12 protein-coding genes and 1 CRISPR repeat array are annotated in these 18,932 nt (G+C 49.2%); of the genes, 2 read left to right on the top strand and 10 right to left on the bottom strand.

The genetic code is table 11. From position 1 onward, the window contains the following. Nucleotides 1-64 precede the first annotated feature (64 nt). The gene (locus FD28_RS01920) at nt 65-1,942 is read right to left on the bottom strand and encodes a DUF5776 domain-containing protein (RefSeq protein WP_057732051.1); all 1,878 of its coding nucleotides are present in this window, start codon (nt 1,940-1,942) and stop codon (nt 65-67) included. A gap of 357 nt (nt 1,943-2,299) precedes the next feature. Beyond that, a complete protein-coding gene (locus tag FD28_RS01915; RefSeq protein WP_057732049.1) occupies nt 2,300-4,183 on the bottom strand; it encodes a DUF5776 domain-containing protein in 1,884 nt (627 codons plus the stop codon). A 322-nt stretch (nt 4,184-4,505) separates the two neighbouring features. Here FD28_RS01915 and ald point away from each other — a divergent pair, with 322 nt between their 5' ends. Both ald and FD28_RS01905 read left to right on the top strand, forming a co-directional pair. Next, a complete protein-coding gene (gene ald, locus FD28_RS01910; RefSeq protein WP_057732047.1) occupies nt 4,506-5,615 on the top strand; it encodes an alanine dehydrogenase in 1,110 nt (369 codons plus the stop codon). Between the two features lie 28 nt (nt 5,616-5,643). Beyond that, nucleotides 5,644-6,999, top strand: a complete 1,356-nt coding sequence (locus FD28_RS01905) for an amino acid permease (protein ID WP_057732045.1) — start codon at nt 5,644-5,646, stop codon at nt 6,997-6,999. Between the two features lie 199 nt (nt 7,000-7,198). Continuing rightward, nucleotides 7,199-7,958: direct repeats of the CRISPR family, unit length 28 nt; unit sequence GGATCATCCCCATACACATGGGGAATAC. A 29-nt stretch (nt 7,959-7,987) separates the two neighbouring features. Here FD28_RS01905 and cas2e read toward each other — a convergent pair. The 8 genes from cas2e to cas3 are packed head-to-tail and all read right to left on the bottom strand — an operon-like array spanning nt 7,988 to nt 17,325. After that, nucleotides 7,988-8,881, bottom strand: coding sequence for a type I-E CRISPR-associated endoribonuclease Cas2e (cas2e, locus tag FD28_RS01900; RefSeq protein WP_057732042.1), 894 nt, complete (start codon nt 8,879-8,881; stop codon nt 7,988-7,990). Further along, nucleotides 8,878-9,831, bottom strand: a complete 954-nt coding sequence (cas1e, locus tag FD28_RS01895) for a type I-E CRISPR-associated endonuclease Cas1e (RefSeq protein WP_057732040.1) — start codon at nt 9,829-9,831, stop codon at nt 8,878-8,880. Before cas1e ends, cas2e begins: the two co-directional genes overlap by 4 nt. A gap of 4 nt (nt 9,832-9,835) precedes the next feature. Beyond that, on the bottom strand, nt 9,836-10,507 hold the full coding sequence (gene cas6e / locus FD28_RS01890) for a type I-E CRISPR-associated protein Cas6/Cse3/CasE (protein WP_057732038.1): 672 nt from the start codon (nt 10,505-10,507) through the stop codon (nt 9,836-9,838). A 2-nt stretch (nt 10,508-10,509) separates the two neighbouring features. Further along, complete coding sequence (gene cas5e / locus FD28_RS01885; RefSeq protein ID WP_057732036.1) at nt 10,510-11,217, bottom strand: type I-E CRISPR-associated protein Cas5/CasD; 708 nt, start codon at nt 11,215-11,217, stop codon at nt 10,510-10,512. Then, a complete protein-coding gene (cas7e, locus tag FD28_RS01880; protein ID WP_057732034.1) occupies nt 11,198-12,271 on the bottom strand; it encodes a type I-E CRISPR-associated protein Cas7/Cse4/CasC in 1,074 nt (357 codons plus the stop codon). Before cas7e ends, cas5e begins: the two co-directional genes overlap by 20 nt. Next, nucleotides 12,264-12,869: a type I-E CRISPR-associated protein Cse2/CasB gene (gene casB, locus FD28_RS01875; protein ID WP_057732031.1), complete on the bottom strand. Its 606-nt coding sequence runs from the start codon at nt 12,867-12,869 to the stop codon at nt 12,264-12,266. The genes cas7e and casB overlap by 8 nt, the downstream gene beginning before the upstream one ends. A gap of 9 nt (nt 12,870-12,878) precedes the next feature. Further along, complete coding sequence (locus FD28_RS01870) at nt 12,879-14,570, bottom strand: type I-E CRISPR-associated protein Cse1/CasA (protein WP_057732029.1); 1,692 nt, start codon at nt 14,568-14,570, stop codon at nt 12,879-12,881. Further along, nucleotides 14,563-17,325, bottom strand: coding sequence for a CRISPR-associated helicase Cas3' (gene cas3, locus FD28_RS01865; RefSeq protein WP_191982152.1), 2,763 nt, complete (start codon nt 17,323-17,325; stop codon nt 14,563-14,565). Before cas3 ends, FD28_RS01870 begins: the two co-directional genes overlap by 8 nt. Nucleotides 17,326-18,932 lie beyond the last annotated feature (1,607 nt).

Genomic DNA, 18,932 nt, shown 5'->3' with positions numbered 1-18,932 from the left:
CGTGTAACCTAAATAAGACTAATTGCGCATTAAACCGCAATTAGTCTTATTTGTTTATCTATCTTTATTTTTGAATGATTAAGCTCTTATTCGAAGTGACATAACGACCATTCGTCAATTGTAACCGGGTTGTCAGATTGTGACGCTTGAGCTTCTTAACGCGCAGGACCGTGCCCCGCTTGTAATGCTTAACATTATTTCCCTTCAAGCTCATGTTACGGTAAGCATCCACACCCTTAGTCGCAATCACCTTCACGCGCTTAGGCGTTGCCTGGTAGTAAGTGTGTACGGTAAAGGCCGTTCTAGCCGTGATATAGCCAGTCTTGCCATACCACTTAGAGTTTGGCGTAACGTCCCGAACGAGGTAGCGCTTCGTGCCATTCTTGGATTGGGCAACACCCGTGATGACGAACTGCGGCCGCTTGGTCCGCGTCTGTTTCGCGTAATAGAACTGACGGGTCTTCTTACTAAAGTTTGGCGTGCTGTATAAGCCAAGCTTCTTGACCGCAGTGATCGCCAAGTCCTTCTTAGCAGGCAACTTAGGCTTTACTTGATCACTTTGGGAAGAACTGACGGAACTGCTTGAGGACGAGGAAGAAGACGCCGAAGAACTAGCCGTGTTCGTGCCCGGTGTCACAGGCGCTTGCTTCTTATAGGCCAAGGTCACCGTCTGAGGGTCTGCCGTGTACGTGCCCTTCAGACTACCATTCAGAACCTTGACGAACTGGTAGCCCGAGAGAGTAGCTGGCGTAACGGTATAGGCCGTTCCTAGAGCACCTGGCAACTGATCCGTCTTCATAATCTGTGTAGGATTGTCTTGATCGACGTAGTTAACCGTTATCGGATTGCCGGGCGTGACGACGGGTTCCCAGATATACGTCTCATCCCCGGAAAAGCCTGAGGTGCCGTTGTATTTAGCCATCAGTTTCTCAGTCGAGTAGGTTGTTTTACTGCCAGTTGAATATTGGTCCTTGATGTTTTCCCAGTTACCGGTGTACTTTTTCAGATCCGCACCATTACTTGTGTCCGCACCTAATAAATCCGAATCAGCCAGATTATCTTGTGGGCTCAGTGTTAGTTGCGTTACATTCGTCGTATCAGCTGAACGGAATATACCCGTTAACGGCACCTTGGGCTGCCATTGACCGATATTAATACTCTTGGCATTCACGCCGCCAAGCATCCCGTCGAATTCGTCAATCTCAGTAGTGTTGCCATAATTATCTGTTTGGGAATCTACTTTAACCTGACTGACTTTATAATGTGAGACATCAATATTCCCATTCGGGTCATCACCAAAACGAGAAAACATATTTTGGAAATTAGTGACCTTGCTCGTATCGAAGGTTTCATATCCCACAACCTTAGCATCTACATTTGCAAACATCCTTTCCATGGATGTCGCATTTGACGTCTTAAAATGGGAAACATCAATATACTTTTGTCCAGATCCAGAGAACATCTCCGAAAAGTCCTTAGTTTGACTGGTGTCGATATTTTGCCAATGACGAATTTGTGGATAGTCATCACTATTATCATTAACAGTAAGCAACTTAAACATACCAGCGGCATTCTGAGGTGTCTGTATCTTATCATCAAAGGAAATCACTTTTATATCGGTTGCGGGTTCTTCTAGTTGAATAGATTGAAAAGGACTTCGCCAAGTTGCAGGCCAATCAGGATGGTTCACTTGATCGGTGATGTTCGTAGATTCCGGCAAGACCGCTCCCTGAGTCCCCTTACCAATATGTAACACGCCGTCCGCTGTGAGCTTCCAGGACCAGGTGTCCATCGTCTTTTGCGCAACAACTGAACTACTGTCAGCCGCATGGGCCACCACGGTCGGTGTCCAACTCGCGATCTTCGGTGAATTCTCCAATACCGTGGTCCCACCAAATACAAGGGCTGCAGTTAAAGCAAAACTAACAACGCCGCTTTTCATAAAAAAGCCTCCCCAACTTTAAACATCCAGGTACTAAATTCCATTTCATACGATTTACCACACAAGATAGCTGATGGGCACTGAACTTTACAGGTCTTATGACATGCCTATTACCCTTGATTGTCGACAGATACGGATTTTATTTGACGTAAAATCGGTAAAATTCAGTCCCCTGCCCATAATTACGCCAGCAAACAACCGCCGAATTCTCACGTTCGACGACCATTTAGCCACTCAATCATCCACTTATTAAGTGATAATTCCTATACTTCTGTTTTACCACTAATTACGGCCCATGACACAAAATAAGACCCATTGCGTCACCATTCGCAATGGGTCTTATCCGTTTAATCGTTCCTATTTTTGAATGACCAAGTTCTTGTTCGCAGTCATGTAGCGGCCATTGGCCAACTGTAACCGCGTCGTCAAATTATGCTGTTTGAGCTTCTTAACCCGTAGGACCGTCCCCCGTTTGTAGTGCTTGGCATGCCCTTTCAGGGTGACACTCCGATAAGCATTGGCGCCCTTGGTGCCGATCACTTTCACGGCCTTAGGGGTAGCCTGATAGTAGGTGTGGACTGTAAAGTCCTTACGCGCCGTGATGTAGCCCGTCTTACCGTACCACTTAGAGTTAGGCGTGACGTCCCGGACTAAGTAGCGTTTCGTCCCATTCTTGGATTGGGCAACGCCCGTGATGACGAACTGGGGGCGCTTAGTCCGCGTCTGCTTCGCATAATAGAATTGACGGGTCTTCTTGCTAAAGTCCGGCGTCCGGTACAAACCGAGTTTCTTCACGGCTGTGATGGTCCGATCCTTCCGGGCAACCGGCAGACCGTTTGTTTCATCGGGCGTACTCGTCTCACTCTCGCTAGAACTACTGCTTGATGAATCGGTCGAGGTTCCTGGCGTGGTTGGCGTTACCGGTGGTGTTGGCTGTAACCGATAAACTAAGGTAACGTCGATCGCATCCGTTTCGCTGTATTTTCCCGTGAGTTGTATGTCAGAATTTTCTACGTATTGATAGCCTTTAATCGTTGGTGGTGTAATGGTATAGGTCTCACCAGCGTCCCCGGTTAGGCTCGAATCAGCCTGTAAAGTGGTGCCTGACTCATCCTGATAGTGAACCGTGACGGGTTGTCCTTTAATCGGCAATACTGAAGGCTCCCAAATATAAGTGATGTTACCTTGTGGCCGCGTGTCTGAATTGTTTCCGTACAAGGCCATCAACTTAGCTGAAGTAAGCTGGCCATCCGTCCCAGTATAACGATCGTCTTTATTCTCCCAACTGCCCTTATAGGGTAACGCTTCACCATCGAAATTTTCCGTCGGAATTTCGATTAGCCCTGCCTTAGATAGATCGAGATTGCCATTTAAGGTCACTTGGTAAGCAGGGACATTGAAGTAGTAATTTGAAAAAATATCGTCTAGTGAGATACTCGGTTTCCAATTAGACAGATTAACAATTAATTTATTCGCTATCGATGACTTAAACATATCACCAAAACCAACGAAACTATCGTTATCATCCTTATATACATCCTCATTGTTCACTTTGCTAACATCAAAATTTGATAAATCTAGGATGACCTGAAATGAACCATTACCGATATTATCAAACATGCTCGCCATATTAGTGACCCGGCTGGTATCAAAGCTTTTACTGGTCAGCCCGACAATATTGCTAGTGAGGTCATTATTTGCCTTAAACATTTCACACATACTCGTGACCTGTGACGTATCAAAATTTGAAACATCAAGTGTTTGTTGGCCAGAGTTCATAAACATTGCGGTCATATCGGTCGTCTGACTCGTATCTAAATTCTGCCAATTTTTAATCTGTGGATTGGGAACAGGGTAGTCCCCCTTACCTTCGTTAACCGAATCCAATCCCTGAAATAAGTAAGAGGCATCCGCAGGTGTCTTAACCATGCCATCAAAAGAAATCGCCGTCACCATGCCCTGCCACCCTTTTATTAGATCGTTGAAGGGCGAAACCTTAGGATACATCCGATTGGTTTGCGTGTTCTCCGGTGACTCTGGCAAAGTCCCCGCCCCAATATGTAAGACACCGTCAGACGTGAAATTATAATCACAAGTTCCCAATTTTCCCGTATCCGGCGTCGTATCCGCATGGGCCACCACTGCCGGCGCCCCTACTATCTCTGGTGAGTTCTCAAGTACCAGCGTTCCGCCGAAGACCAGCGCTGCCGTTAATGCAAATCCCACTATCCTGCGTTTCATAACATAAAACCTCCTCAATGGTTCGTACCCGCAAGCATCAAGCCCTATTTAGGTCTAGTTATTTGCTTCAAATAGCTATTAGTGAAAGCGCTCACATTTCACTGTAAGCTTAGTATATCAAATAATCATGATTTCGTGTTGTCCCACATCGCGAAACCGCTCAAAATCATGCTTGCGCACCATCATTAGCTCACCGTTGAACTTTTAATGGGCAATTAACCTTATAAACAAACGCCCCATCACACGACTTACCTTCCTTGCTTATTTAGTGTAAAAAATTATACTTACAGCGAAACAAAATTATTTCAAGGGGGTTATGATCATGAAAGTTGGCATTCCTAGAGAGATTAAGAACAACGAAAACCGGGTGGGCATTACACCGGCCGGCGTTGTCAGTCTCGTTCACGCAGGTCACCAAGTGCTCGTTGAGGCCCATGCTGGCGAAGCAGCGGGTTACCCCGATGCCGTCTATCAAGAGGCTGGCGCCACACTTTGCGACGCCGCGGCGGCTTGGGCCTGTGACCTGGTCATTAAGGTTAAGGAACCGATCGCATCTGAATATCACTTCTTCCACGAAGGCCTCATCCTCTATACCTACCTGCACCTCGCACCGGACCGTCAGCTCACCGAAGCCCTGCTAGATGCCAAGGTCACGGGGGTGGCTTACGAAACCATGGTTGGTGCTCACGGCGGTCTCCCACTACTCGTCCCCATGAGTGAGGTAGCGGGACGGATGGCCGTTCAATTAGGCGCTCATTTTCTCGAGGAAAATAACGGTGGTAAGGGCGTTCTCCTGGCGGGGGTTCCGGGCGTCGCCAAGGGCAATGTGGTGGTCATTGGGGGTGGAACGGTTGGCTTCAACGCCGCCAAGATTGCGTTGGGACTGGGCGCCCACGTTACCCTACTGGATATCAATGCCGCTCGGTTAGCTGAGATTGACGACTTATTTAGTGGCGCCGTACAAACCCTCATTTCGAATCCCTTTAATCTCGCCCAAGCGGTGCAACAGGCCGATCTGGTCATCGGGGCCGTGCTGATTCCTGGTCACACCGCGCCTAAACTGGTCAGTGAAGCCATGATCCAGTCGATGGAACCCGGCTCCGTAGTCGTCGATATTCCCGTCGATCAGGGCGGAATCTTTGCGACGACAGATCACGCCACCACGCACGATGATCCCATCTTTGTAAAAGACGGCGTCGTTCACTATGCCGTGGCCAACATTCCTGGGGCGGTGCCTAAGACGGCAACGGCCGCACTGACCAACGTCACGATTCCCTACGCCGTGTTGATCGCCAACTTGGGCATCGCGGCCGCCGCACGGCAAAATAAGACGATCCTCACCGGAATCAACACCTACGCTGGCCAACTGACGGAGGCAGCCGTCGCCGCCAGTCAGGGGGTCAGTGCGCAGGACTTTCTAAGCCTGGTCTAACGCGCATTCACGAAAGGAGGCGGTGACCATGGCCAATGAATCACCGGAATTAGCGCGTAACCTAAAAAACCGTCACGTACAGTTAATTGCGATTGGCGGCACGATCGGAACCGGTCTGTTTCTGGGATCTGGAAAATCAATCCAGCAGGCTGGCCCTGCCATTTTGATCGGCTACCTCATCGTGGGGGCCGCTTGCTTTTTACTGATGCGCGCCCTAGGTGAACTACTACTCTCCGATACGAACTCCCGCTCATTTGTCGATTTTGTGACGAAATACTTGGGGGAACGCTTGGGCTTCGTGGTGGGGTGGACGTACTGGATCTGCTGGATTACCATTGCGATGGCTGAAATCACAGCGATTGGGATCTACATCCGTTTCTGGTTTCCCGGCATTCCGCAATGGTTACCTGGCCTGGTCGTTTTGGGCATCTTGTTGGCCCTCAATCTGATTACGGTCGGTGCCTTTGGTGAAGTGGAATTTTGGTTCGCGTTGATTAAGATTGTCGCGATTATTGGCCTGATCATCGCCGGGATTGTGATGCTGATAACGCGTTTCAAAACGCCCGTGGGTCACGCTTCGCTGCAGAATTTGGTGGCTTTTGGTGGCTTCTTCCCCAAAGGAATTTCGGGATTTCTGCTCTCACTCCAGATGGTCGTCTTTAGCTTCATTGGCATCGAAATGGTCGGAATGACCGCGGCCGAAACGCGTGACCCAGAAAAGGTCCTGCCCAAGGCCATTAATGACATTCCCCTGCGGATCATCCTGTTCTACGTGGGCGCCCTCTTCATCATCATGGCCATCTACCCGTGGCAAGATGTTCTGCCCAACCAAAGCCCGTTCGTCATGGTGTTTAAGAACGTGGGGATTGGCGCCGCGGCGGATATTATTAACTTCGTCGTCATTACGGCCGCAGCTTCGGCCTGCAACAGTTCCATTTTCACCACCGGTCGGATGCTCTCGTCCCTGACAAAGGACGCCAAGCACCCCCTGACGATGCGGTTAAACAAGCTCTCGAAGCATCAGGTGCCCGGGAACGCCTTGAATTTCTCGGCACTCGTCATTACCTTTGCGGTCGTGCTAAATTTCCTGATTCCTAGTATGGTCTTCACCCTGGTTTCCAGCGTGGCAACGACGTGTTTTCTCTTCATCTGGGCCAGCATCATCCTGACGCATTTGAAGTTCCGTCGGTCAGCAGCCGCCGAGATCAGCCAATTCAGGGCACCGTGGTTCCCCATCGCGGATTATGCCGTACTGGCCTTGTTGGCAATTGTCGCGGTCATCCTGTGCTTCGAGTTGGAAACGGCGATTGCACTGGGGTTGTCGTTGGTTTGGTTGATTGGCTTGTATTTGGTTAAACGGGGACAGACCCGGACGATGACATAGCGTGAGTGATTTATGTTCAAATGAAAAGCCCGCTAACAGGCGCTATTATGCGTCGTTAACGGGCTTTTGTGCCGCTCTGAGGCAGGCTCCTAACGTTCTTGGTATTGTCACGAGCGGTCACGGATGATGTTTCACATGAAACAATCCCCGTATACATGGGGAATACATGAATGAACGTCTGATCCATGTTGAAGATAAGGGATCATCCCCATACACATGGGGAATACAATCCATTGGACAAACCCAATGATAGCAAGGGAGGATCATCCCCATACACATGGGGAATACAGCTTTTCACCGCCACATGATACCACCACATTAGGATCATCCCCATACACATGGGGAATACCACCGATCATGTGTCTCTTCGCTCGATCCCGGGGGATCATCCCCATACACATGGGGAATACCTTCTTCATCGCTCTGGTGCGTGAAGTCTGTCAGGATCATCCCCATACACATGGGGAATACTTGAAACAGAAGTTGATGTTTACCGTAAGTTGGGGATCATCCCCATACACATGGGGAATACAATTGTCATACCAAACGGCCACCGCCATGCGGAGGATCATCCCCATACACATGGGGAATACATACAACTGATTTACCAACCGTTGACGCGGATAGGATCATCCCCATACACATGGGGAATACATATTCCGGGATCACTCGATCTAAATCGGGATAGGATCATCCCCATACACATGGGGAATACCCCATCTATAAACTTAGTTGTAAATCCCTGCCGGGATCATCCCCATACACATGGGGAATACAGATTTTCTTAGAGGCCGGTGGGGATGCCGAAAGGATCATCCCCATACACATGGGGAATACTTCCTGATAATTTACCACGGCATATGTGGCAGAGGATCATCCCCATACACATGGGGAATACTTATTGCCAATGATACAACTGATTTACCAACCGGGATCATCCCCATACACATGGGGAATACACTAAAAAAATGCCGTCAGACCAACGTTCTCAAATTTTCAAAACCCCGTTTTCAATTAACTTGTTCGCCAATAGCAGCGTAGCTTTAGCATCCGACAGGGCCTGATGGGGCTCAGAATTCTCGATCTCATAATCCGCTAAAACCGTCTCTAACCGGTAATTGTCTAGAAACTTATTAGACTTCTTCACGATGGGCATCAAGTCCACCAGCTTATTGGACAATGCCGGTTGAGCCGTCTTCCGTAATCCATTGCTCAGGAAGGCCTCATCAAAACGTAAATTATAGCCAATAATATCGGCATCGCCAATAAAGTCCTTCAACTCTTTCAGTCCTGTGGACAACGCAATCCCCTGTTCTGCCAGCATATCTGCGGTGATTTTCGTCAACGCGGTTATCTTGTCCGGCATAGCATGATCCGTGTTAATCAGCTGATAGAACTGCGTGATGGGCTCTCGTCCCACCTGTTTCGTCGCACCAATCGAGATAATCTCATCCGTAATCGGATCTAGCCCCGTCGTTTCCAAATCCAGCGTCACCAGAGGCCCGGAATAGTCGTGGTGCTGCTGGCGATTGGCAGCTTTCCGCGTCATGACTTTTGCCCGATGAAATTTGGCAGCATCGCTAAAACCGTGTTTGACCGGTCCCGTAGCAACATTCAGGTGCATCATCAGGGGAATACCCTCGAAGTCAACAACGGCCCGATCCTGACGCGTCGTCCTAAAGCTATACCCCAACTCATTGTTGGTATTGTAGACCATAGTGGCTTCACCACGCCCGATATTTTTCATGATTCGCTCCCACAACAGATCACGAATCCGGGCGCTCACGTTACCCACGTAAACGCCCGTCTGAATCTCCTGATACCACTTGGTCAGGTCACCCTGCAGTGACTTCGGGACCTTCGTTAAAGTGATGACAATCATTTGGTATCATCTTCTTGCAGCTCGTGATACTGAACCCCAAACTTTTGCAAGCCCAGTCGATCATCCCACAAGCTAATGGTGTCAGCCACCTCATCCGCTTGGGTTAGCCCCAGCAACGCCTTTAAGTCCTTCACCATTCGAACGAGCAGCTTGCCATCAGTAAAAGCATCCCGCATGGCTAGCCGCGTTTTAGTCCCAATGTCCGGATCATTGCCCACTTTAGCCGTGACACTGAACGCCACGGGAATTGAAAATTCTGCTTTATACAGGTCAGCAAAGTCATAAACAAACGAGAGGTCATGGCCGGTATGGACAAAACCCAATCCCGCCGATGCACCCAAAGCTGAAATCACACTATAGCTCAATCCATAGAGCGCTTGATGAGCCGCCGTTAAAGCCTTGTTAATGGGCGTGCCTTCTTCAAAATTATCCGGATTGTATTCCCGGTGTGACCACGCCACCCCTGTTCTTTCCGACTGTTCAAGATAGACGCGCCGAACCCGGGCCCCCTCCTTTCCCCGCAACTGCTGCATCGTCAACTGAGAGACGTCGTCATGGGGGAAACGCATCTGATACATCTCGCGGGCAACGGCTAACCGAGAATGTTGATTGGAAACTAGTCGAGCTTGTGCCTCCAACAGCGCCGAGGAATGGTTCAACGCGCGACCATAGGCGTACTGCCGCACACCGTGTTCGCCGACCCAGACGACACCCAAACCAGACTCGCCAATCAGTTCCATCGCACGATGGGTCACATCAACCCCTGGTCCTAGCATTAACACACTGAGGATCGCCGCCGGAACGTCAACTATCCCGCGCTGATCTACCACTTGAATGGCACTGTTCTGCCGATTAAGTTTCGCATGCTCCAGATACAGAAAAGTGACACGATCTTGCACGCGCCCCAATTCATAACGCTCAGGTTTCTTAGCGCCAGCTTGTTTAACCATGTCTTTACGCCTCCGGAATAACCGTCATTAGGCCCATGCCAAACGCCTTCTCACGTCCAATCCCTTTCGTCAAAGTTTGTTTGAAGGTGTCGGCATCGCTGACCCGCAAGAGTCCTTCAAAAGTTACCCGACTGAGACGAACACCATGGCCCGCCTTACGATGCAACATTGGCCACTCGCGCCCGACAATATCGAAGGACCACGTCGGCGTGTCATCCGGATTTATCGCTGACTGTTGCTTAACGAGTTGAAAGCCGGATTTTTCAGCACGATCAATCAGCCACTTTCGCTGTTGTTCAATCGTAATGTGTGGAAAGACCCGCCCTTGCCTTTCGCCGGGTGCCGTGATGGTATGGGTCGGATTGGCCGTCAACCGAAATTGATAGAGCTGCCCCGTCTGAATCCGATCGAGCAGACGATCATATGACTTGGTCATGGCCGTTCCCGGAACACCGTACCGCTCCAATTCCGCCCGAGCGGGTTGCTGTTCGCTTAGAACTAAGAGATACTGCTTGCCAGCCAACTGATCGATGCGCCACAGGTGCCGCCGACGCTGGTTCGCTTGAATTTCTTCAGGGAAGCTCTGTTCCACCCAGTTATGATAGGCCCCTAGATGCGTTAGATCCTTGATCTTAGCGCGATTATGACTAGCAATTTCTACACGTGATAAATACATACTTACGCCTCCCCAAGGGACTTCATGATATCGTGTTGCGTATTCGCTTTACCCTGGCCATTTAGCTGATCCAGGCCAACGCGCGTCTTGGCAATGGCGCGGAACCCATAGCGCCGATCGCGCTGATCAAAGGATTTTACACGATCTTTAACCATGGCACTAGGGGCATCATTGAGCAAATTAGCATCCGCAATAATCTCGAGTGCCGTGTGGTGTCCTCTTCTGCGATACCAGGGTGCTGCCTGCCAAGCGACTTGCTTGAGTACAGCTACCGGCGTCGCATCGGCAAATTCATGGATCTCCAAGACACCCGCGGGCGCATTGGACCGCCGCCCCAAAAAGAGTTGGAAGTGGGGGTGTCTGAGCGCAAATTGAATGCGTTCAATCAATTGGGCATCGTCACTCCCTAAAGCAACCACAAATACGGCATCCTGAATGTAATCCCGATACGTAATCTTACGGGTATCCTTCTTCCACTCAACTGTTTGATAATCCGTGAGGCCACGTCCGACTTGATCGACTCTGACCGCAAACTGGAGCGCATTCAACTCGAGAATCCGCGGATCGGTACGCCGATAGCCCAGAGCAGCCGCCACCATGCCCACCATCGCACTCTTCGTGGGGTAGGGATTCGTCGTGCGCCGTTCAAAAGTCGCTTCATTTCCATACGACTGAAGAGGCGCCGTTAATTTAATCGTCAGAGTTTTCATCTTGAACCGCCTTTGATAACGCCGCCGTGACCTTTTCTAAGAGTTCCGGTAAGTTAGCCACGCTATCGCCCACCGTCGTATCCGTTTTACCCAAGACAAAGTTAGCGACCGGTTGCGTGACAAATTCACTCGTCCGCTTGTATTCCGCTTCCAACTTCTTAATCGATGGCTTAACGTAGCCGTTGCTAGAGGTTACCGGCTCCTCGAAGGCAGAGACCAGGTTAACCGGCGTATCTGTGCGAATCGTTACTGCGACATAGCTCGGCAACGTTTTGTTGGCAAACGTATTCTGCTTCCCTGTTGGCATCGACAGCAAGAAATCCTTGATGAACTGAGTCGTTCCCTGAATGGCATCCGTGGCATTCAGGTTGTGGACCAACTCATTCATATTGACATTGGCGTAGCGATAAAGGGTGGCGGAGTTAAAATCAATCGCACCAAGCATGGCGGCACCCGCCGTATCCTTTCCCTGTTCGTCATCCAAGGCCGTAAAGTAGTCGTACTCTGGCACAACTTCGTGCGTTGACACTGCATGAGCCACCTGTGCCGAAGCATCCACATTTAACTCTGGATTATCCGCAACCATCCGACCAAACAGTGCCAGGTCTAGGGACTGATCACCCTTCAGGACTTTTTTGATTTCCTTCTTATCCAGTTCGTCGTTGGCTATCGCGTATTGGGCCAACTTGTCGAGCTGACCGTGGCTGACCAATAATAGAGCGCCCGTTTCCAGATTTTTATCCAGCTTAATGCCTGCCGCTTTAAATACTGCCTCGACCTTTTTGGCCACCGCGTCATCGTCTAAGTCTGCGTCTTGGGCTTTTAAGGCAGCCGCTAACAGACTGGCTGCCTTCTTCGTTCGCGTCCCGACCGAAACGTTGTCCTCGCGGAAGACATCCCGCACCGCCTTTTTCCAACTCTGAGAAGAGACCCGTGCCCGAGAGACACCACCGTATAACGCCGTTTTGGGCGCTCCTGTATCGTCACGATTGATATTTGATGATGGGACCGTTTGTAAAACATTCACGTCGACGTATAAATTTTGTTTAGTCATTGGTGTTCTCTCCTTCATTTTTATCTGCCTGTTTTACCCAGAAATACTGCTGCCCCCAACGAAGACGTACGCGGTTGGCCTGTTCATAGCTACCCTGCAAGCCGTATAAATCCTGCGCTAGCCAGGCGTAGTCAATCTTGACCGCCGGACTATTGGCTTTCAGGATGCTCACCAGATGGGTCAAACCGTTAATCACACCCGCCGCATTGGTTGTTGCTAAGAGGGGCTGGACCCGCCGATCCATTGCCGTCCGCAGCTCCTCATTGCCACGGAGCTTCGCCAGCGCCGTAAAGAATGGTGTGCCCTTCGCATCTTCACCTTTGGCCGGCGCGTAGACCTCGTTTTCCCGCCCCTGCTGATGAATCGCGTAGAACCGAATCGCCGTGTACACCGCCACTTCTTCTCGCGTCGGAATGCCATCACGACTCAGCTGATTTTGATCTAGGTTTGCCATTAGGATAGGCCAAACCTGCTGGGCACGTGGACTGGTGATCGTCGGCGCATTTCTCAAACTTGCCAACACGGCCTTATCAGGATGGCCCTTTCGATAAAGCCCCAAGATAATTCGACTTGTAATTTCCTTAATCTGTTGTGACATAGGCCTTCGTCACTCCTTTTTTAAATCAAGATGGGTACGTACGTTATACATCAGGTGATTCTTTGCCGTGAAAATATTTAAAGGTCCCTTTTTCGTAGAGATCCCCGAAATGTCTCGAGGCGTGCTCGACTGCATCACATCAGTCACTGACGCAACCACGATGTCGCGAAGCCTATTCTTCCACGCCTTAATCTTCTCTTCACGATCGTCGGTGGCTTGCAAGCCTTCCAACCAAGTCTTAAACGGCACATTCAACTGTTCATAGAACGTCGCGCTCATGCCACTCGCAAAGGACCGGACATCCAGGTTGCGAATCTGGCCAATATCACTGGCAAAGTGGTAATAATCCGTGCCAATCGTCTGTGTAAAGGTAATGGCCTCTTCGATCCGCGTTGGCCACCGATCACCCTTTTGCGTATCGAATAAAACATCCGCCTGCATCTGCATATCGTCCGCGACCTCGGCAGCCGGCGACTGCGAGGTGGCATTGCCATCGCTAATCAGGGCGACCGTGTTCAGCATCAAAGGCGCATCATGAGCGATCAATTGTCTTCGCTTGAGCAACTGTAGCCAAACGACAATCCCGGGCTCATGCACATCATCCGCCTCACGCACCTTGACATACTGGCCAAAATTACGCCACATGGCGATCCCTAATGATCGTAACCCCTTAACAGCTGGACGATAAGCATTGGTCTTCTTGTCCAAACGCCAGGTAGTCATCGGCTCAATCAACGCATTGTCGTAGCCGTACATGGGGATCCCCGCACTGAAGATCTGGACACCCGTCTCGTGCCATTCGATATGCAAGATCCGTGACCAGCCCGTATACAATTCTGCCAGATTATCTGGCAGTATCTGGGACTTGCGCTGGGTGATGTAATCGCGAATGGATGCGAACTCCCAGACCGGTTTCTGGCAAGTATACGCCGCATCCTCCTGCCAAGCATTGACCAAGACCAGATTAAGCATCAGCGTCTCAAACAACGACTGCCCCTTAGCAAACACGGGATTGATCCGGTAGATCCAGCCGGCTGAATTAGAAAATTTTTCGTCAGTGCTAATCTTGGTTTTATCCGTGACGCCAGTAAAATTCTGGTAGGTAATGACCCAACGGACCAGCTCATCTACTGGCAACTCATTCTTGGCTTCACCTGATTTGGGGGCAAAGATTGATGGCGTGTGCGCACTCTCTGAAATCTGGCGGTTAAGTTGTTTAACCAGAACCTGCCCCTTACCCGCGGCCACGCGCTTGTTCTGCGGAACGAAACTGTCGTAGTCCTCAGTCGTCACCTGATAGAAGGGCCGCTCCCCAAAGAAATCAAAGTCAGCCGCATGGGCTTTGAGGTACTGCACGACACCCACTGAGAACTGGCCAGCCTGCTTCAAGTCCTGCCAGGTTGCGAGTAAATCGTCCTCACTGTCCTCTTCGTCAAATGTTTCCTCGTCAATCTCAAAATCCGCCTTTAACCACAGATAGCGGTCGTCATGGGCATCAAGCCGCGAATACACGGTTGTTAAAATTGCGAGCAACAACCGCAGAATCGCAAGATCTTGGCTGCGCATTTCACCAGCCAATTGACGATAATGCTGGGCATTTTCAAATAACGTGATCAAGGACACTGTCTGTTCACGATTGGTGCTGGTCTCAATCACTTTAATCCACGGGTCCGTGGTTAAATTAAAGTGCCGATTAGCCATGTTGATCATCTTCCTTCACATATTTAAGACCTAGTTTTGGCGAATACGAGAGTTGCCACCCCTCAAAGGTCGTCGAAAACGCCTGATCCAGGGGTAAGGCCAAGGCCCCCTTAAGCCACAGGTCGCTCTGCCAGCCTGAGAAGTAACGGGCCGTCAGCGTCTCCAAGTCCTGAATGGCCTGTTCAAGTTGGGCTGGACCAGGCGTGATTACGGCCGGCAGCCGAATAATCTGCTGGGCAATCTCTTGAGATGACACATCCTCCAACCGTCGGCCATCCAGTAGGAAATTGCCCGCCGCTGTGTGCTGGACCAGAATCACTTCCAGGGTCTCCTTGATGTCTCGTACCGCGGCGCTGGCCTTCTGCTCATCCTGGTCGACATTACCCAGACTACGCCCTAGCCAGCCGTGAATCGTCTTACCCGCTCTGAGCTTGGGTTCACCGATTTGAAAGACCTGGGCCTTACGCGTCTCTCGTTTTAAGTCAGCGTCAAACTTCGCCCTGGCGGCAGTGATATCGGGCACCTGATCATCCGTTTCAGGATCATAGACAGCCTGAACTAACGGTGAAATGTCCCCCGGTAAGTGAATCGTGTCTTTCAGGAAATGGTCCGTCTTCATGAGCAAATATTTTCCATAGACGGCTTCATTTCCCTTACCATAGTCATCATTCTCGCCAATTCCCATCACAAATAATTGTGGTGTGCGCAACTTCTCAGGTCGTGCAAGGTGGTGCCGGTGAAGTCGTCCCGCCCGTTGTAAGATAAGATCCATCGGTGCCACGTCCGTATACATCACGTCGAAGTCAATGTCTAATGACTGTTCCAGAACCTGCGTCCCAATAACAATCATTTTTGCTGGCCGTTCACCCTGCTTGCCAATTAACTTCTGCAGCGCCGTTTCTTGGGCCGCGCGATCGGGCGCGAGAAAGGCCGAGTGCAAGACCATCGTTTTTATATCGGGCGGTAGTAACTGTGCCAAGGCCTGCGCTCGTTTGACCGTGTTGACAATGATCCCTGCAATTCCGCCATCGACAACCTTAGAGACGACCTGCGCAACCAGTGCCTCGTCCGATAGGTTCAGGCGCTGCACGTGAAGGACCGTGGGCTGTTGATCGCTTTGACCTGGAAACGACTTAACCTGCTTAAGCTGATGCCCATCAAGGATGCTGAGCAACGGATAGGCCTGCGTGTCTTCCCAGCCTTTAGGAGCAGTCAACTCCCGCTGATAGGTTCTGCCGTATTTTCCCTTCAAATAGGACTTTAATAACGTATTTCGCTTTGCCTTGGGCAACGTCGCCGATAAAACAATGATCGGCACGTGATAGGCCCCTAACCACGCAATGGCTTTCTCAAGGTATTGGTTCATATAGGCATCGTAAGCGTGCACTTCATCAATGATAACCACCTTGCCACTAAAGCCTAAATGCCGCAGGAATAAATGCTTCTGCTTCAACCCCATCAACAGGAGATGATCAATCGTTCCCACCGTAAATTTCGTCAGGATAGATTTCTTACCTGCAAACCAGTCATTAACCACGACCTCTCCGGATTGGTCCTCATCATAAACATTGGCCGCATGGGGAAGCTCCCGGTACTTTGGATTGAACTGTGACTTGCTATGCATGAGCTTAATCTGAAAATTTTCGTTCTGACCACCTGCCAACACCTTTAGCCAGGCCGTTACACGATCAAACATCGCATTGGTCGTTGCCTGAGTGGGTAGCCCCATGAAAAGGCCATCTCGCCCAGTTGTATAGGCCAGCTGTTCGGCCGCCAATAGCGCAATCTCGGTCTTCCCTAATCCCATCGGTGCTTCGATAATCACCATTCCGGGATCGAGCGCTTCTCCAATAGCCTGGGTCATCGTTGTCTGAACGGGCCGGGGAATGAATTTCCATCGCTCCTGATAAGGCTGTTTGAGGTCAACACGTTGTGGGGCCCACTCACCATCCACATCCCAAGCCGAAATGGCCTGGCGAAATCGTTGCTTCAGGTTAATATCCCGCCAGGACTGATCAAGTGGCACCAAAGGAAACAGCGGGCGCTTCTGCTCTCGATCCAAGTATTCACTGGAGGCGAGCCAGTCCGCCATGATTAACAGTCCCTCTAAAATAACGGCCTGTGGCTGTGAAATGTCTGGAACTTCTTTTACTGACTGATAACTGGCGGACGTTAGCCCATAGTTAAACAGTTCCCGTTGAGCATCTCGCCAAGGCTCCTGCCGTTCTCGAACGTTATCGCTCTGATAGTAATTGGCCGTATAGGTGGCAATCTGATCCTCGGGGCTTTCCTTTGCCGGCTTTCCGTGATGACCACCAATGATGGCGCCGATGGATGCTGGGACGCCAAAGTCTTCAATAATAGCTTCGCCAGCTATAGCGTGCGGTGACTTTTTTGCTGAAGCTAAACAGACATCGTCCAGTGCTAAGAAGCCATTTCGAGATAGCCTGGCTTTCAATTCATCATCCAGCTCTGCGTCGTGATCGTACGACGTCTTCATTTGGAAGGCCGCCGTGCCCTTGCCGATGTCATGGATGACACCCACAAATTTGACCAATCTCTGCGTTTCGGCTTCTGGCAATGATCCGGCTAATAGTCGCTGCTGCCCTGGGCTCAACCAATGCTCAAACAGCCAGTTAATCACGTTTTGGGTATCCGTCAAATGCACAATTAGGGGTAACCAATATTGACGGCCATCCGTCGAGCGTTTCTTAGCCCACAAAGATGTTGTCTGTTTGGATAATTTTATCACCATTATGTGTCGTCCCTTTTATGTTGAATTTTTTTGCAACGCATGCCAGTTACACCTACACCCTTGCCAGGGAAAAGTCCTCTTTCTGGTTACAACAATACAGAAAATACGTTCGCCCGTCAATGTAATTAACATATAAAATAATCAATAATATTTATATATTTTTTTATCACTGCAGCCGTTCAACTAAAGTCGCGGTTCATCAGTGTTGAAAGTGCTTTCATTTATGTGATCACAGCATATGGGCCTATCATCAAACGGGATTTATTGCCAGACTCACCCCCACAAGTTGTAGGGAATACGATTAAGATGAGTTAAGCATACTGCGATTAACATGATCAGTAATATTAACATTTTCATGCACATAGAGAACACACCAAGCATACCAGGTGTCGCGCGTGGCTTGCCAGGGATCATCCCCATACCTAGTCGTTGGTTGGGTTGATTGGCTTGTATTTGGTTAAACAGGGACAGACCCGGACGATGGCTTAATTCGTGATAAAAAGTCCTCTTAGTCAACAGCTTGCCGCTACTGACTAAGAGGACTTTTTCAGTAAGTATTTCATGTGAAACACTTACTGAAAGGACTTCGACGTACGTATGACTACTATCGTTGCTATATCAGAAAAAGCAGCCCCGTATACATGGGGAATAACATAACGCCACCCGCAGCCATAACCATCAGGACCGGGTCACCCCCACACCTGTGGGGAATTATCGTCGATGTAACCGATTTTGACACTTCAAAACTTTTTCTAGGATGTAACCATTGATATTCTCGTTTGTTTTATGTTGTTCCGGTGAGTACGGATCTGGACAGTAGATAATTGCGAGCAGCTCACAGTGCGTACTCCTTCACTTTTCTTGGTTGTTAAGTAATTGTGTCCGCGTTCATTTTTCGTTAAATTAGTGTTGCACTCTAATTGTAAATTCACCGCACAAAGAGCATGACCGACGCCGTTCTCCTGCATCAATCTAAAAACTCTCGATTATGTATTCTATAAGTACCCAACATAATAATATCGTAATAGCTCCACTCACTAATATCGTGACACACCCAAACGCATCGTGATCAAAATCGGGCATCTAATTCGCCTCCTATCTTTTTTCACTTCCCACTTGCTTTATAGTTACCACATCAAAACGCTACCAAAAATTCGCCCCACAAAGCATAACTTTGTAAAGAGTAAGTTAGATCATCATATACCTAGTAAATACTTAAAGCCCACTTAGAGTTACAAAACAAACTAGAAAAATTCTTTAGTTTTAAATCGAATTAGGTCTCTGCTCATTAATTGACTATGGTCATTATTATGATGTGTGCACTAGAAAATGACAAGTGTTTTCTGAAAATAATCCATTTATTTGCGAAATTATATTCATTTTCAGAAAACGTTTGACTCCGTGAATGGCATCGTACATTATGAATTTATCTCAAAGAAAGGAAGAAGATGAATGGGAAAAAAACAAAAAGAATCCGCTTCACCTGACGTAACGTTAATGATTTACAAACAGCTTCTCTACATCCATATATTGATTGATATTTTTATATTATTCCTCAATTGTCAAATCAAGTGCAACACTAAGAATCTATTCTTAGAAGTGGTCTA

Origin of the sequence: Levilactobacillus hammesii DSM 16381 (assembly GCF_001434395.1) — a bacterium.
GTDB classification, from domain to species: domain Bacteria; phylum Bacillota; class Bacilli; order Lactobacillales; family Lactobacillaceae; genus Levilactobacillus; species Levilactobacillus hammesii.
The sequence above is the reverse complement of the archived record's forward strand: the minus strand, read 5'-3'. Positions and strand labels throughout refer to the sequence as shown.

Bases quoted from the DNA above. Each gene is read 5' to 3' on its own strand.
- cas3 (WP_191982152.1), bottom strand. From the start codon at position 17,325: ATGGTGATAAAATTATCCAAACAGACAACATCTTTGTGGGCTAAGAAA.
- ald (WP_057732047.1), top strand. From the start codon at position 4,506: ATGAAAGTTGGCATTCCTAGAGAGATTAAGAACAACGAAAACCGGGTG.
- casB (WP_057732031.1), bottom strand. From the start codon at position 12,869: ATGTCACAACAGATTAAGGAAATTACAAGTCGAATTATCTTGGGGCTT.
- cas2e (WP_057732042.1), bottom strand. From the start codon at position 8,881: ATGATTGTCATCACTTTAACGAAGGTCCCGAAGTCACTGCAGGGTGAC.
- cas6e (WP_057732038.1), bottom strand. From the start codon at position 10,507: ATGTATTTATCACGTGTAGAAATTGCTAGTCATAATCGCGCTAAGATC.
- FD28_RS01905 (WP_057732045.1), top strand. From the start codon at position 5,644: ATGGCCAATGAATCACCGGAATTAGCGCGTAACCTAAAAAACCGTCAC.
- cas1e (WP_057732040.1), bottom strand. From the start codon at position 9,831: ATGGTTAAACAAGCTGGCGCTAAGAAACCTGAGCGTTATGAATTGGGG.
- FD28_RS01915 (WP_057732049.1), bottom strand. From the start codon at position 4,183: ATGAAACGCAGGATAGTGGGATTTGCATTAACGGCAGCGCTGGTCTTC.
- cas5e (WP_057732036.1), bottom strand. From the start codon at position 11,217: ATGAAAACTCTGACGATTAAATTAACGGCGCCTCTTCAGTCGTATGGA.
- FD28_RS01870 (WP_057732029.1), bottom strand. From the start codon at position 14,570: ATGGCTAATCGGCACTTTAATTTAACCACGGACCCGTGGATTAAAGTG.
- cas7e (WP_057732034.1), bottom strand. From the start codon at position 12,271: ATGACTAAACAAAATTTATACGTCGACGTGAATGTTTTACAAACGGTC.
- FD28_RS01920 (WP_057732051.1), bottom strand. From the start codon at position 1,942: ATGAAAAGCGGCGTTGTTAGTTTTGCTTTAACTGCAGCCCTTGTATTT.